At 61.1% G+C, this 15,529-nt stretch carries 14 protein-coding genes; 2 read left to right on the forward strand and 12 right to left on the reverse strand.

The window, feature by feature from the left end; translation table 11 throughout:
• From AC1DU8_RS12215 to rpsF, 7 genes are all read right to left on the reverse strand, one after another.
• Nucleotides 1-1,026 (reverse strand): ABC transporter substrate-binding protein, encoded by a 1,026-nt coding sequence (locus tag AC1DU8_RS12215; RefSeq protein WP_477701887.1) that lies wholly within the window; start codon nt 1,024-1,026, stop codon nt 1-3.
• On the reverse strand, nt 1,023-2,897 hold the full coding sequence (locus AC1DU8_RS12220) for an SLC13 family permease (RefSeq protein ID WP_477726807.1): 1,875 nt from the start codon (nt 2,895-2,897) through the stop codon (nt 1,023-1,025). Before AC1DU8_RS12220 ends, AC1DU8_RS12215 begins: the two co-directional genes overlap by 4 nt.
• A 232-nt stretch (nt 2,898-3,129) precedes the next feature.
• A complete protein-coding gene (gene dnaB / locus AC1DU8_RS12225; RefSeq protein WP_457278782.1) occupies nt 3,130-4,542 on the reverse strand; it encodes a replicative DNA helicase in 1,413 nt (470 codons plus the stop codon).
• 179 nt (nt 4,543-4,721) lie between these two features.
• Nucleotides 4,722-5,174, reverse strand: a complete 453-nt coding sequence (gene rplI / locus AC1DU8_RS12230; protein WP_457278783.1) for a 50S ribosomal protein L9 — start codon at nt 5,172-5,174, stop codon at nt 4,722-4,724.
• Between the two features lie 11 nt (nt 5,175-5,185).
• Complete coding sequence (rpsR, locus tag AC1DU8_RS12235; protein ID WP_077592883.1) at nt 5,186-5,470, reverse strand: 30S ribosomal protein S18; 285 nt, start codon at nt 5,468-5,470, stop codon at nt 5,186-5,188.
• A gap of 10 nt (nt 5,471-5,480) precedes the next feature.
• Nucleotides 5,481-5,789: a primosomal replication protein N gene (gene priB, locus AC1DU8_RS12240; RefSeq protein WP_457278784.1), complete on the reverse strand. Its 309-nt coding sequence runs from the start codon at nt 5,787-5,789 to the stop codon at nt 5,481-5,483.
• A 60-nt stretch (nt 5,790-5,849) separates the two neighbouring features.
• Complete coding sequence (gene rpsF / locus AC1DU8_RS12245; RefSeq protein ID WP_007871089.1) at nt 5,850-6,215, reverse strand: 30S ribosomal protein S6; 366 nt, start codon at nt 6,213-6,215, stop codon at nt 5,850-5,852.
• Between the two features lie 322 nt (nt 6,216-6,537).
• On the opposite strand from rpsF, the gene AC1DU8_RS12250 reads away from it, so the two are divergent.
• Nucleotides 6,538-8,388, forward strand: a complete 1,851-nt coding sequence (locus AC1DU8_RS12250; protein ID WP_477726808.1) for a hypothetical protein — start codon at nt 6,538-6,540, stop codon at nt 8,386-8,388.
• 6 nt (nt 8,389-8,394) lie between these two features.
• Here AC1DU8_RS12250 and AC1DU8_RS12255 read toward each other — a convergent pair whose 3' ends face one another.
• The 5 genes from AC1DU8_RS12255 to ppsA all read right to left on the reverse strand — a co-directional run bounded on the left by AC1DU8_RS12255 (nt 8,395) and on the right by ppsA (nt 14,271).
• Complete coding sequence (locus tag AC1DU8_RS12255; protein ID WP_457278786.1) at nt 8,395-10,506, reverse strand: sodium:solute symporter family protein; 2,112 nt, start codon at nt 10,504-10,506, stop codon at nt 8,395-8,397.
• Nucleotides 10,507-10,764 carry a DUF4212 domain-containing protein gene (locus AC1DU8_RS12260; RefSeq protein ID WP_457278787.1) on the reverse strand — a complete coding sequence of 86 codons (258 nt, stop codon included), beginning with the start codon at nt 10,762-10,764 and terminating at the stop codon, nt 10,507-10,509.
• On the reverse strand, nt 10,751-11,302 hold the full coding sequence (locus AC1DU8_RS12265; RefSeq protein WP_477726809.1) for a tetratricopeptide repeat protein: 552 nt from the start codon (nt 11,300-11,302) through the stop codon (nt 10,751-10,753). Before AC1DU8_RS12265 ends, AC1DU8_RS12260 begins: the two co-directional genes overlap by 14 nt.
• A gap of 53 nt (nt 11,303-11,355) precedes the next feature.
• Complete coding sequence (locus tag AC1DU8_RS12270; protein WP_457278789.1) at nt 11,356-11,652, reverse strand: hypothetical protein; 297 nt, start codon at nt 11,650-11,652, stop codon at nt 11,356-11,358.
• A 219-nt stretch (nt 11,653-11,871) separates the two neighbouring features.
• On the reverse strand, nt 11,872-14,271 hold the full coding sequence (gene ppsA / locus AC1DU8_RS12275) for a phosphoenolpyruvate synthase (protein WP_457278790.1): 2,400 nt from the start codon (nt 14,269-14,271) through the stop codon (nt 11,872-11,874).
• A gap of 219 nt (nt 14,272-14,490) precedes the next feature.
• Between ppsA and ppsR the strand changes: the two genes are divergently transcribed.
• On the forward strand, nt 14,491-15,312 hold the full coding sequence (gene ppsR, locus AC1DU8_RS12280) for a posphoenolpyruvate synthetase regulatory kinase/phosphorylase PpsR (protein WP_457278791.1): 822 nt from the start codon (nt 14,491-14,493) through the stop codon (nt 15,310-15,312).
• Nucleotides 15,313-15,529: the final 217 nt, after the last annotated feature.

Genomic DNA, 15,529 nt, shown 5'->3' on the forward strand with positions numbered 1-15,529 from the left:
TCAGGGGTAGTAGAGTTGCTCCAGCCGCGCGGCCTCGGTGTAGATCGACGGCAGCGTGATGTTGCGGGCACGCAGGGCGGCAGCGCGCAAACCCACGCTGTAGCGCGCGTCCTGGCCCGGAAGCGGTGGTGCACTGGCGGGTTTTGCCTTCAGCCAGGCCAGGGCGTCGGCGGCAGCGATTTCCCCCATCGACTTGGCGGACGGCGCCACACTGAGCCCCCCGCCCTGCTGAACGTATTCAATATCGACCCCCAGCGGCAAGGGCGCGGCATTGGCTTCGAGCCACTTGATCACCTCGGCATCGGGCACCACGCCGGCCGCTGCGGGCCCGGCACGCAAACTGCCGTGCGAGAGCACCAACACCACATCGGCCTTGCCGTCCATGGCCTTGGTGGCAGCCTGCCAGGCGGGCAAATCGCCCAGTGTGTGGGTAGCCACCACGCTGTGCGGCGCCCAGTTGAAAGCCTCGACCTGCCTGAGCTGACCCTGGCTGGTGGGGCCGGCGTCGCCCAGCACCGCCACACGTACGGGCTGGCCCTTTTTGACGTGCTGCAGCAAGTCGCGCATGGCGGCCAGCGGCAGGCGCTCGGCGACACCGGTGACGTTGGCTGCGCCCACGTAGCCGTACTCTGCGGGCTCATGGTCTATGGCGGCGAACACCACCCTGGGACGGCCCTGCCCGGCGAAGCGGCGCATCACGTATTGCTGGGCTTCGTCGTCTACGGCAATCACCAGGTCGGGGTTGAACTGCTCAATGGCGCGCAGGCCTTCTTTTGCGGCGTCCTGGCGATGGTCTTCATCGGGAAGGCGGTCTATGCCGAGGTAATGCCAGCGAACAGTCAAGGGCTGCCTGTTTTTGTCCAGGACATGGCGTATGCCTTCGTCCATCTTGCCGACGGTGGTGGAGCTTCGGTCCGAGCTGTGCAGCACCAGCACCCGCGGCTTGGACAGGTTGAACATGCCCAGCAGCAGCAACGCGACAAGAAGGGCCGCACCCGTCAGGACGGCGAGGGTTCCATTTTTCATACCAGGCCCAGCCATTCCCAGTAAGGGATCGAGAGATAGGCCGCCAGCAGGCGCGCCAGGTTCATCCAGTGGTTATAGCGCAGGAAATCGGTGTGTTTGTAGTAGCGGTCCAGCCCGCTGCCCATGACCTGCAGGTACTGCGAGCTTTGGTAGGGCATGAACCAGATGTCGCTGAACATCGCAGTCAGGAAGACCACGACCCAGGGGTTGATGAACTGCGCCTGCCCGATCGGCAGAAGGATGACCGCAGCCACGATCATGCCGGCGGTGATCGGCAGCACCAGGCGCAGCAGCAGCGTGACCACCAGCGCGACCGGAATGAACCAGACCATTTTGCCGCCGACGAAATCAAACATGTTGCCCGCCGAATGGGCCAGTGCGGTGTCCAGCCCCAGGTAGCTGATGGCGCGGCTCAGGCCGTCGAGGCTGAGCAGAAAGAAAATCATCGGCCAGTCGATCTTCTGCTGGAAGTCTTTCTTGCTCAGCAAGCCCATGAGCAGCAGGCCCACCAGCAAAAAGGCCGCCAGCCACGCAGGAGAAATCTGGTGCCAGCCGGCGGTGCCGGCGCCCAGCAGGAAAAACAGGAAACCGGTGAGCGCGGCTTTTTCGGGCCGGGTGACGTCGCCCAGCAAGGCCAGCTGGCGCTTGAGCCTTTCCTTGGGCAAAGCGGCCTGGGCCGTGCGCCCAAAACACAGGCGCACCACCACCAGGTGCATGGCCGTGACAGTGAGCGCGGCCACGCCGGCAGCGGCAAACCAGAACAGACCCTGGAACTGGTCCTGCAGTTGCACGGGCAGCATGCCGAAAGCCGTCAGGTTGGACGACTTGCTGGTCAGCAGCATCGGCGAGAACAGCATGGCGCCGGAAAACGTGGCGGCCATCAAGGCCGTGGCGGACTTGCTGTGCGCCGGCAGGTTGAGGCCTTCGATCATGTCGCGGTAAAACGGCAGCACCAGCGACAGCCGCGCATTGCCAGAAGGCATGATGGGCGACAGCAGGTAACCCGACAGCAGCAGCGCCGCCTGGTGCCAGAACGGCGTGTCGGGCAGGCGTATCAACAACCACAGCATGAAGCGGTAGCTCAGGCCCGAGGCGGAAATCACGGCGGCCAGCGCATAGACACCGACCAGCGTGGTGAGCGTTCGCGACGAAAACCCCGCCAGTGCGACTTCGTAGGGCACAAGGCCCACGATCAACACCGCGGTAATGGCCACCAGCGGCGGCACGAACTCATCGGCCAGGTTGAACAGCCACATCAGCACCGTGGCCGACAGGATGGCCAGGAACAACGAGGCCTCTACCACCAGCCCGGCCATGCCGGAAAGGAAATAAATCGCGGGCGGCACCAGCACCACACCCAGCCAGCCGACAAGCTCGCGCCGGGAAATGGGTTTGGCCGGCTTTTTGGCGGCGGGCTTGCCGGGGGCCGGCGCAAGAAAGGACTCGCCGCCCACATAACCCATCAGCGTCAGCCAGGCCTTGTTGCGCAAGGCGGGCGATTTCGCAGCCAGCTCGGCCAGGGCGTCGCGCGGAACCTGCACCGCCCTGACCTGCGTGGCGGCCGTGACGCTGCACAGGTAGCTGGCCGTGTCGCAGGCGGCTTCCTCACCGCAGCGCATACCGGGCAGCACCACAGTACGGCCGGCCGGCGTGGTCAGCTGCAGCTCGCCGGCTTCGATCACGTATAGATATTCGGCCGGCGCGCCTTTCTCGTATAGCGTGTCGCCGGCGGCGAATTCGAGCGTGTGCAGGCTGCCGAGCAGGCGTGCAAGCTGGCTGCCGGACAGGTCGGCGAACAGCGCGTCGCCACGCAAAAGCGCCAGGATGTCGGCGTCGGGGATGGCAGCGGAAATGACGGAGGAAACAGGCATGGATTCCCGGACCTACAGTGAGGTGACGGTAAGAATCCGCAGGGGCATCGGCATGGAACCTCCTCCTTTAGCTATTGTATTGATAGCTGCTTGCGCCCGGCTTGATTGGCCTGCAGCTGTTTTCTGCCATTAAATCACCGTTTTCCCGAAAACGGCCGCCGGAAAACCCTAGGAGGCGGCTGCGCCATGGCCACATCGATGCGACAGGAAGGCTTGCGAGCTTCTTCAGGCCTTAAAAGTCCCCGCTGCCACCGCTGGCCAGGCTTTCGAATTTGGTAATGCGGTTGAGGAAGGCCAGCTTGACCGTGCCCGTCGGGCCGTTACGCTGTTTGCTGATGATGACCTCGGCGACACCGGGCTCCTTGCAGGCCTCTTTGGTGTAGTACTCGTCACGGTAAATGAACATGATGATGTCAGCGTCCTGCTCGATGGCGCCGGACTCGCGCAGGTCGCTCATCATGGGGCGTTTGTCGGTGCGGGACTCGACGCCGCGGCTGAGCTGCGACAGCGCGATCACGGGGCACTGCAGCTCTTTGGCCAGCATTTTCAGGCCACGTGAGATTTCGCCGACGGCCGTGGCGCGGTTCTCGTCTGCCATGCCGCCGGATACGCTCATGAGCTGCAAATAGTCGACCACGATCAGGCCGAGCTTGCCGCACTGGCGGGCCAGGCGGCGGGCGTTGGCGCGCAGCTCGCTCACCGTGAGGCCGGGAGTCTCATCGATGTGCAACGAAACCGTACGCAGCTTTTCAATGGCTTCGGTCAGGCGCGGCCATTCTTCGTCCGTGAGGGCACCGGTGCGCAAATGGGTCTGGTCGATGCGGCCGATGGAGCCGACAATACGCACGGCAAGCTGCGAGGCGCCCATTTCCATGGAGAACACGGCAACGGGCAGACCTTCGAGCAAGGCGACGTTTTCGGCAATGTTGATGGCCAGTGCGGTTTTGCCCATGGAGGGGCGCGCCGCCAGAATCACCAGGTCACCAGCCTGGAAGCCGGACGTCATGCGGTCCAGGTCGTAGAAGCCCGTGGGCACGCCGGTGACATCCTGCGGGTTCTCGGCCATCTCGGTGACGCGATCGAGCAGGCTCACGACCAGCGTATCCATGCTCTGGAAGCCTTCTTTCATGCGCGAGCCCTGCTCGCCGATCTTGAAGATCTTCTGCTCTGCTTCGTCGAGGATGGTCGCGACGTCTTTGCCCTGCGGGTTAAAGGCGTTGGTGGAAATCTCGTCCGAGGCGGACACCAGTTTGCGCAGGATGGAACGCTCGCGCACGATTTCTGCGTAGCGGCGAATGTTGGACGCGCTGGGAACGTATTGCGCGAGGGAATTGAGGTAGCTCAGGCCCCCTACTTCGTCGGCCTTGCCCTGGTTTTGCAGGTGCTCGTACACCGTAATGATGTCGGCCGGCTTGGAGGCGTTGATGAGCGCGCCCACGGCGGCATAGATCAGCTTGTGTTCGGAGCGGTAGAAGTCCTGGTCGGTCAGCAGGTCGCCCACACGGTCCCACGCGCCGTTGTCGAGCAGCAGGCCGCCCAGCACGCTGGATTCACCCTCGATGGAGTGCGGCGGAATGCGCAGCTGGGCGATCTGGCGGTCGGGGCTGTAGCCGGGATCGTCATAGGTGGAAAGTACGGCGGACATGGGTTTCCTTGAGAGACTGAAATACTAAGCCCGCTACGAAAAACCGCTGTGGACAAAGTTGTGAATAAGCGTTGGAAATTCGGTGTAAATACACCCGGAGCTTGTGTATAGCCAATCGATATGAACAGCCATGAAAAAAGCCGCTCGGCGAGCGGCTTTTTTGCGGAGGGCGAAAACGCTTAAGCGGTTTCGCCGTACACGGTGACGGTGATGTCCACTGCCACGTCGGTGTGCAGGGCAACGGTCACGGCGTGGTCGCCAACAATCTTCAGCGGACCGTTAGGCATGCGGATTTGCGACTTCAGCACAGGGAAGCCCTGCTTGGTCAGCTCGGCCGAGATGTCATGGTTGGTGACGGAGCCGAACAGGCGGCCGTCAACACCGGCTTTTTGCGTGAGCTTGACGGTGGTGCCGCCGAGCTTTGCGCCCTGGGCCTGCATTTCGGCCAGCTTGGCTGCTGCAGCTTTTTCGAGTTCGGCGCGTTTGGCTTCGAATTCGGCCTTGTTGGCTTCCGTGGCGCGGCGTGCGCGGCCCGAAGGGATCAGGAAGTTGCGTGCATAGCCGTCTTTGACCTTGACGATTTCGCCGAGGTTACCGAGGTTCACGACTTTGTCGAGCAGAATAATTTGCATGGTCGTGCTCCTTACAGGCTACGGTGCTGGTCGCTGTAAGGCAGCATCGCGAGGAAGCGAGCGCGCTTGACGGCGGTGTTGATCTGGCGCTGGAAAATCGCGCGCGTGCCGGTCAGGCGAGCGGGGATGATTTTTCCGTTTTCGGCTACGAAATCGCGCAGGGTGTCGATGTCTTTGTAGTCGATTTCTTCAACGCCAGCGGCTGTGAAGCGGCAAAAACGCTTGCGCTTGAACAGCAGTGATTGGGTATTGCGCTTGGGGCGCTTGTCTTTGTTGAAACGTTTTGGTCCGGGCATGATGGACTCCTTAAATGGGGTTCGGTATTTGCTCTACCTTGTGCAGAGCCTGGATATGAAAAACAACACCTTTGCTGGTGCGCGCATTGATGAGAAAACCGGTGAACCTGAAGGGTTTGCCTAGCGGGGATTTGGCTGATTGCTCAGCCAGCGCTCCGAAGGCCACCGCCCTTACCGTCAACTTGACCTGTCTGGTGACTCCGGCTTCGACGATTTCGGACTCGTGTTCGAGGACGAAATTGGCGGCGGGGATTCCAGCGGGCGTGTAGCGAAGAGGACTTGCCTCGGCGATACAGGCGGTCAGTTCAACGTGGTTCACTGCGGGCTCCTGCTCAAAAGCAGATGCGCAGCAGCGAGGCGTTCAACAGCATGGTGGCTATTAAGCCGCATACTCCTGCTGTTGGGCCTTACGGGCTTCTTCCCTCTCGACGTTGCGCATCATGAGGGACGGGCCGGTTTCGGCTTTCTTCTTCACCACGGTCAGGTGGCGCAGCACGGCATCGTTGAACTTGAACGCGTGTTCAATTTCTTCCATCACGGCCTGGCTGGCTTCGATGTTGATGCAGAGGTAGTGGGCCTTGGCCAGTTTCTGGATCAGGTATACCAGCTGACGGCGGCCCCAATCTTCGACACGGTGCACTTTGCCACCGCCGGCGGTGATCATGCCCTTGTAACGTTCCAGCATGGCTGGGACTTGCTCGCTTTGATCCGGATGGATCAGCAAGACGATCTCATAGTGACGCATAAACTCTCCTTGTGGTTAATTGAAGCTGCCCCAGCGTCGTTAAGGGTGCAGCAAGGCGAAGCCCATGATTATAGCCTGAAGACTTGTTCGGATGCCAGTTTGGCCTGGCCAGCGACCTGCAAACCCAAGAAATCGCAGCTTTTGGGGTAGTTTCCCCCTGCTTCAAAGCGCTGGCACCAGCACCGGGCACAGCCGGGTAGAACCCACGCAATGACCCATGCAATGAAGCTCTTTGGCTGATTGTTACTGCGTGTTAATCTCCCGCCAGATCCGGATGCGCTGGACTACAACCATCCCGCACCCGCCTACCTACGCCGTCGACATGCAACTGCCTCACGCGCCAGCAAGCCTTTCAGGCCGGCATGCGACCTATGCGGTCTGGCTGGTATACGGCCTCCTGTTGCTCTGCCTTGGCCTGATTTTCAAGCCCTTTTTCCCTCTGGACAGAGGATGGCTGGGTCATGACTACTCGCTGATGTTGCCCAACTGGCTGGATGGGCACATCTGGTTTTCCACGAACGGATTGAGCACCCCATGGTTTACACCGTCATTCTGTGCCGGTCAGCCCTTTTTTCCTGATCCACAGTCCGCTTTTTATTCGTTTCCACAGTTACTGGCCATATTGGCCGGACCGATCAACGCCGCATATCTGTTGCTGTGCCTGAGCGCGAGCCTGATGTTCTGGGGCGGTTATCTGCTGGCGCGCAAGGTCTTTTTAACCGGGCCCCTGGCGGCAGTATTGGTGGGCGGCTTGCTGATGTTCAACGGGTTTCTTCCACATCGGATCATCATCGGGCATGTCGGCTTCCATGGGCTTGCCCTGGTGCCTTGGCTGGCCTTACTGCTCCTGCTGCCTATCCGCTCGCGACTCGATCAGGCCGGGATATCAGTGCTGGCGGGGGTTGTGCTTGCCTATTGGGTGCATTCCGGCCTCAGCACTCTGATGCTCGCGGGGGGCCTCGCTGTTTTCGTGATCGGTCTGCTGCATTGCATGAACGCCGGTGACCTCCGGCAGTTTATGGCGAGGGGATTGATTGCCAGCGTCGTCGGCTTGGCGCTTTCGGCGTCCAAGCTGATGGCAACCTTTTCCTTTCTTGCCCTTTTTCCTCGTACTTTTTATCCGCTGCCGGGCGCACCTTCATGGCATGAAGCGGCGGGAATGACCGTCGCAGCACTTTTTCTGGAGTCCCAGCAGGCCTACCAGATCGGCAAGGCTTCCATGACCAACCTGCAGGCCACGCAATCGCCGCACGAGTGGGCCTTCAACTTCGGGATGGCGAGCGCCGTTTTACTGGTTTGCCTTATGGTTGACAGGATTCGCCGAGCAACAACGGCATTTCGGCTTCCGGGCTGGCGTCAATTTCTGTTGGGCTCTGCCTTGCTGCTGAGCCTGGCCGTGCCTTTGGCACTTAACTACTTTGATCCGCGGTGGAATGCCTTCCTGAAGACGCTGCCCATCGTCAACTCGGCCAGCACGCTGGTACGCTGGCTGGTGGTGTACATCACCATTTTCGCCGTCGGTATGGGCTTGCTGCTGCAACGCGCGACCTGGAAACGCTGGAAAAGCCTGGCCGTGGCAGCCTGCCTCACGGCAACAGTGGCGCAGTCAGCGCTTGAAGGCCGGGAGTTCTATTCGTGGCAGGGATATGACCCCCGCAGTGTGGTAATCGCTGAAAAAAAATTACGGGACGGCACATTTGCCGCAGGAATCCGGGAACTCGGAAGCCGTGCAGACATGCAGACCGAGACGGGCATTCTGCGAGTGACATCCAACAACCTCCTGGCTGCAGGCAAGTCGGCGCTATTTTGCTATAACCCCGTTTTCGGCTACAGCCTGGAGAAATTCTCAGCAGAAGGCCTGACAACAGGGCCAGTTCTTGCCGAGCACAACGGTTTCCTGAACCTGAAAAACCCGGCCTGCTACGTTTACCCAAAAGAAAACAACTGCAAACCAGGCGATCTTTTCCGTGCAGATCAACGCGAGGAAGCCCAGAAATTCGCAAACTACAAGCCATTTGCTTTCAATTTCTCGGCACGTCAGGAAATGGCCAACCGGCTGTCGTATATCGCCTGGGTCTCGTTTGGGCTGCTCATGCTGGGATGGCTGGCTGGCACGCTTTGGCGTTGGCGCACGGCGCCCCGACAATCCAGGCAGCCAAACCACGTGGCTTGAGCTTTTTCAGAGACGTTTCAGGTCCGGATAGCGGATGTATTCCACCAGTTCCTGGACTTTCTGGCTGGGTGGCGGGGTGAGCAGGCTCACCAGCACAATCACCGCAAAACCGACCGGAACACCGAAAAGCCCGGCCGAAATCGGGTCTATGCCCCACCACAGCTGCACCGGCGAGGTAATGCCGAAGGTGGCGCGCAGCCAGGCCTGGTTGGTGAACATGTAATACGAGGTTACGCCCAGGCCCGACACCATGCCCAGCACGGCCCCGATGCCGTTGGCGCGCTTCCAGAAGATCCCCAGGCTGAGCGCCGGGAAGAACGAGGCGGCGGCAAACGAGAACGCGGCCGACACCAGAAACAGGATGTCCGCCGGCTTTTGCGCCGCCACATAGGCCGCCAGCAAGGCCACGATCAGCAGCAATATCTTGGACACCGTCACCCGGCTCACCGTTGATGCATTGGGGTCGATCATCTTGTAATAAAGGTCGTGGCCCAGCGCATTGGCAATCGTCAGCAGCAGGCCGTCGGCGGTGGAAAGCGCGGCAGCCAGCCCACCCGCCGCCACCAGGCCTGAAATCACATACGGCAAGCCTGCCAGCTCGGGCGTAAGCAGCACCACAATATCGCCGCCTATGTTCATCTCATTGAGCTGCAGGATGTTGTCCTTGTTGATATCAGTGACCGACAGCAACGAAGGGTCCACCCTCGTCCAGGAATGCACCCAGGCGGGCAGCTGGTCAAACGGCATGCCCACCAGCACGGTGAATATCTCGTACTTCACCAGCACGGCCAGTGCCGGTGCGGTGAAATAAAGCAGGAAGATACACACCAGCGACCAGGTGACTGATTGCCGCGCTTCCCGCACACTGGGCACGGTGTAATAGCGCATGAGGATGTGCGGCAAGGCCGCCGTGCCCACCATGAGGCAAAAAACCAGCGCCAGAAAATTGCGGCGCGAAGTGTCGTAAGTCTCCTGCTCTTTCGGGGTCCCGTCCGGGTTGCCTGAGAACTGGGCCGCGTGGGCGGGCATGCCGTTAAGCGGCTGGGTTTTGACGTCCGCAGCGGCCCTGGCCGCCGTCCAGGCCTTGACGGCTGCGGCCTCGTCCCGGGGCATACCGGCCATCGCCCTGGCGGCCGATGAAATTTCAGCCACGGATGCATTGCCGCTTTTGAGCTGTTCCATTCGTTTGGCGGCGGCCAGCTTGTCGGCGGCCAGCGACTCGGCGGGGTGCTCCAGCCTGCCCGACAGCGCTTCCGAGCGCTGCCGGAACAGCTCGCGCACCTGCAACTCTTTGGGGTCGGCCGTCAGCTCTTTCTCCTTGGCCGTGACCTTTTCAAGCTGAAAGCCATAAACCAGTTGCGGTACCGGCACGCCCGTCTGCTTGACCGACAGCCAGATCACCGGAATGAGATAGGCCACCACCAGGATGATGTACTGGGCCACCTGCGTCCAGGTCACCGCGCGCATGCCGCCCAGGAACGAGCACACCAGAATGCCGCCCAGCCCCAGGAAGATACCCAGCTCGAACGCGATGCCGGTCAGGTAAGAGGTGATCAGGCCGACGCCGTAAATCTGCGCCACCAGATAGGTGAAGGAACACAGAATGGCCGCCGCCACGCCGATGAGCCGCGGCAGGCGCCCGCCGTAGCGCTCTCCCAGAAAATCCGGAATGGTGAACTGACCGAACTTGCGCAGGTAAGGCGCCAGCACCAGCGCCACCAGGCAGTAGCCGCCTGTCCAGCCCATGATGAAGGCCAGCCCGCTGTAACCCGTGAGGTAAAGCGTTCCCGCCAGGCCAATGAAGGAGGCCGCCGACATCCAGTCGGCGCCGGTGGCCATGCCGTTGTAGACCGCCGGCACGCGCCGCCCCGCGACATAGTATTCGGAGGCGTCGGTGGTGCGGCTCATGACGCCTATGCCCGCATAAAGGCCGATAGTGGCCAGCAGGAAGGCCGTGCCTATCCATAGCCGCGGCAGGCCCGCACGTTCCAGAAGCGCCAGGACGACCACAAACACCACCAGGCCCAGCGTGTACCAGCGGTAGATGCGGTCCAGCTGCTTTTTGAACTGCTGGCTCGAGAGCATGACCCCGTCGCGCGAACCAAAAAAGCCGCCCATTCAGTCCTCGTCCGCCACGTCATGCTCGATGTCGAGCCGGTTCATGTACCAGGCATAAAACCCGACAATGAGGCAATACACCACCAGGGCGCCCTGCGCGCCCATCCAGAAGCTGAAAGGCCAGCCAAAAAAAGTGAAATTCAGCGCCCGCGCGAAGTAGCTCACGCCGAACGTGACACTGAACCAGATCAGGAGCAGCGCAGCCGTCACAACCAGGTTCTTGCGCCAGTAACGGCGGTGACTCTCAGTGGGCTGCATGGGCTGCCTCGCCGGTGGCCGCAAAAACGGCCTCGTTCTCGCGCTCGAACTGGGCCGCCACACGCGGCTCAAAGCGACTCAGGTGTGCAATCACCTTGCGCGCCTTGGCGGGCTGGCCCAGCGCCACCCACACCTGCGCGAGCCGATACCAGCCGTAAGGGCTCAAAGGCTGCAGGGCTGTGTTCTTTTTCAGGGCCTCGGCGGCTTCCTCAAACCGGTGCGCGTGAATGTGCACCAGCGCCAGGCCATACCAGGCCTGGTCCAGGCGCGCGTCCAGCACCACCGCGCGTTCAAAGGCCGGCCCGGCCTCGTCATGGCGCTCCGCCTGCTGCAACACGTAACCCAGGTTGAACCAGCCTGCCGCCTGCCCGGGCCTGACAGCGGTCAGTTGCCGAAGGCTGGCAATGGATTCCTGCGTGAGCTGGAGCTGCGCCGCCACATGGCCGCGGCTGGCCAGCGCATAAGGGTCTGCGGGGCGCAATTGCAGCATCTGATCAAAGACGGCCAGCGCGGCAGACCGTTTGGCGCAGGCGAGCAAAAGCAGTGCACGTGTTTTCAGAAAACCATATTGGAGGGTGTTCCTTATTTGCCCTATTTGCACAGCGCCACTCCGATCTCCAGGCAGATGCGGATTTTGGCAATGGCAGCGGCAGCCCACACCAGCAGCAGCACCAAAAAAGCCACCAGCGGCAGGTGACGGTCCATCACCACCTGCGGAGATATCCAGCGTGCTGCCTTGACCCAAGGCAAGCCCACCAGCTGGAGCACACGATAAAACGGATTGCTGCCCTTGGCTGCGCCTGCCAGCAGGCCTACCGCCCATTGGCCGGCCAATGCAAGCAGAGCGATTTCAGTGAGCAGTTTGACGGTAGTGGCGACGGCAAGCATGGCTCATGGCAAACAGATGAAGGGATTAAGGGATTAAGGGATGAAGGGATTAAGGGATGAAGGCAACAATTCCGATTGTCATCGGAGGCCTTGCCAATTGGCTTACCGGTAAACCTTCTGCCACCGGGGGTTTTCCCGTGGTCATCCAGTTGAAGCGCGCGAAAAAAATGCGCTGCGGATCTCTCCACAGCGCACCGTTTCAATTCATGTCAGCCGTCTTCAGTTGGCCAGTTGCTTCCAGGTGGCGATCACCGTATCAGGGTTCAGCGAGATGGAGCCAATGCCCTCGTCCTTCAGCCACTGCGCAAAGTCCGGGTGGTCGCTGGGGCCCTGGCCGCAGATGCCGACGTATTTGCCTTGCTTGCGGCATGCCTGGATGGCCCGGCTCAGCATGGCCTTGACAGCAGGGTCGCGCTCGTCGAAGTCCTGGGCCAGGATGTCCAGGCCCGAATCGCGGTCCAGGCCCAGCGTGAGCTGGGTCAGGTCGTTCGAGCCAATCGAGAAACCATCGAAGAATTCAAGGAACTCATCGGCCAGGATGGCGTTGCTCGGCACTTCGCACATCATGATCACGCGAAGGTCTTTTTCGCCGCGCTTGAGGCCGTGCTGCGCCAGCAGGTCCGTGACCTTCTTCGCCTGGCCCAGGGTGCGGACAAACGGCACCATGACCTCAACGTTGACCAGGCCCATGTCGTCGCGCACGCGCCTGAGCGCTTCGCACTCCATCGCAAAAGCTTCACCGAAATCAGGGCTGAGGTAACGCGATGCGCCGCGAAAACCAAGCATCGGATTTTCTTCTTCGGGCTCGTAGCGTGAGCCGCCGATCAGCTTGCGGTATTCGTTGGACTTGAAGTCCGACAGACGCACGATCACCGGCTTGGGCCAGAAGGCCGCTGCGATGGTGGCCACGCCTTCGGTCACCTTGTCGACATAGAAGGCACGCGGCGAGGCATGGCCGCGTGCCACGCTTTCCACCGCCTTTTTCAGGTCGGCATCCACGTTGGGGTAATCAAGAATCGCCTTGGGGTGCACGCCGATGTTGTTGTTGATGACAAATTCCAGCCGTGCCAGGCCAACGCCGTGATTGGGGATCTGGCAGAAATCAAACGCCAGCTGCGGGTTGCCGACATTCATCGTGATCTTCAGGTCGATAGGCGGCATCTCACCGCGCTGCACTTCCGTCACTTCGGTCTCCAGCAGGCCGTCATAAATGTTGCCGGTATCGCCCTCAGCGCAGCTCACGGTGACGAGCATGCCGTCCTTCAGCGTTTCGGTGGCGTCGCCGCAGCCGACCACGGCCGGGATACCCAGCTCGCGCGCGATGATGGCGGCGTGGCAGGTGCGCCCGCCGCGATTGGTCACGATGGCACTGGCGCGCTTCATCACCGGTTCCCAGTTCGGGTCAGTCATGTCGGTCACCAGGATGTCGCCGGCCTGCACCTGGTCCATGTCCTTGATGTCGTGGACGATGCGGACCGCGCCTGTACCGATCTTCTGGCCAATCGCCCGGCCTTCCGCCAGCACGGTACCGGTGCCCTTGAGCTTGTAGCGCTGCTCTGCCTTGCCCTTGGACTGGCTCTTGACGGTCTCGGGACGCGCCTGCAGGATGTAGAGCTCGCCGTCGATGCCGTCCTTGCCCCACTCGATGTCCATCGGGCGGCCGTAATGCGCTTCGATGATCAGCGCATAGCGGGCGAGCTGCTCAACGTCGGTGTCGGTCAGTGAATAGCGGTTACGCAGCTCGGTCGGCACATCAGTGGTCTTGACCAGCTTGCCGCCGGCTTTTTTCTCGTCGGCGCTGGTGAACTCCATCTGCAGCAGCTTGCTGCCCAGGTTGCGGCGAATGACGGCGCGTTTGCCCGCTTTGAGTATGGGCTTGTGCACGTAAAACTCGTCGGGGTTGACGGCGCCCTGCACCACCGTTTCACCGAGGCCGTAGCTGGAGGTGATGAACACCACGTCTTCAAAGCCGCTTTCGGTGTCGATGGTGAACATCACGCCGGCTGCGCCCTTGTCGCTACGCACCATGCGCTGGATGCCAGCGGACAGCGCCACGTCGGAATGGGCAAAGCCCTGATGCACCCGGTAGCTGATGGCGCGGTCGTTGTACAGCGAGGCGAACACCTCTTTCATCTTGTGCAGCACGTCCTCGATGCCGACGACGTTCAGGAAGGTTTCCTGCTGGCCGGCAAACGACGCGTCCGGCAAGTCCTCTGCCGTGGCGGATGAGCGCACCGCAAAGCTGGCCTGGGCATTGCCGGCGCTGAGGGCGGCAAAACTGTCGCGAACGGCTTTTTCCAGATCGGCCGGGAAAGGCTGGGCTTCAACCAGCTTGCGGATTTTGGCGCCGGCTTCGGCCAGCGCGCGCACATCATCGGTGTTGAGCGTGTCCAGCACGCCGTTGATTTTTTTGTCGAGGCCGTCATGCGCCAGGAACACGCGAAAGGCGTGGGCCGTAGTGGCAAATCCGGTGGGAACACGAACCCCGTTGGGGCCGGTCGGCAGTTGCGAAATCATTTCGCCGAGGCTGGCGTTCTTGCCGCCGACAGACTCGACGTCTGTCATCCTCAGGTTTTCAAACGGTACGACCAGGGCGGTCGCCTCAAACAGCTTGGACATGAAAATACTCCGGGAGGTTTAAAAACCGTGGAATTCACCATGCGCGGCAAGCAACCTTGTTGTTGTTGGAAGGGGTTGTGGCGGGGCATGATGTGACAAACTGGATAATTGCCACGATTGTAGGGGCCTCGGGCCCGGCGTGCCGTGTCAGGCTTTCACCCGGCTTTCAACCAGCGAAACCCTTATTTTCCTTCCCTGTCCCTCATTTATCCCCTTCCCATGTCCCAACGCACCGTGTTTTTCATCTCCGACGGCACCGGCATTACCGCGGAAACCTTTGGTAACGCCATCCTGGCGCAGTTTGAATTCAAGCCGCGCCACGTGCGCCTGCCTTTTATCGACAGCGTGGACAAGGCCCACCAGGCGATCCGGCAGATCAATCACACCGCCGAAGTCGAGGGCAAACGCCCCATCGTCTTCACGACGCTGGTGAACATGGAGATCCTCGCCGTCATCAAGGCCCACTGCAACGGCATGCTGCTGGACATGTTCGGCATGTTTGTGGCGCCGCTGGAGGGTGAGCTGGGCATCAAGTCCAACCACCGGGTTGGCCGGTTTTCAGATGCCTCCAAGAGCAAGGAATACGACGACCGCATCGAGGCGATCAATTTCTCGCTGGCGCATGACGACGGCCAGAGCAACCGCGACCTGGCCGGTTCGGACGTGATCCTGGTGGGCGTGAGCCGCAGCGGCAAGACGCCGACCTCGCTCTATCTGGCCATGCAGTACGGCCTGAAGGCCTCCAACTACCCATTGATCCCCGAAGATTTCGAGCGCCGCCAGCTACCGCCGGCGCTGGTGCCACACCGCAAGAAGATCTTCGGGCTGACCATCGCGCCCGAGCGCCTGGCGCAGATCCGCAATGAACGCCGGCCCAACTCCAAATACGCCAGCCTGGAGAACTGCCGCGACGAAATCCATGAGGCCGAGGCCATGATGCGGCGCGAAGGCATACGCTGGCTGTCAACCACCACCAAATCGATTGAAGAGATCGCCACCACCATCCTGCAGGAAATCCGGCCCGAGCGGCTGGAGTACTGAGGCGGGGCCCGGTACATCCCATGCCTCTGCACGCGATGCACAAGGTGAGCCCGTTTTTTCCCGGGATCGGGTGAGTTGCTACTGATTTGATAGCTGCTTGCGCCCGCCCCTATTGGCCAGGAAGCATTTTTTAGCGAAAAATAGAGCCCTGGGTCCGGTTAAAAATTTCGCATGAAATCAGCCGTTAACCCAATCCCGACGCGCGCGAGCAGCTATC

The organism is Polaromonas sp. P3_A5 (assembly GCF_056403055.1).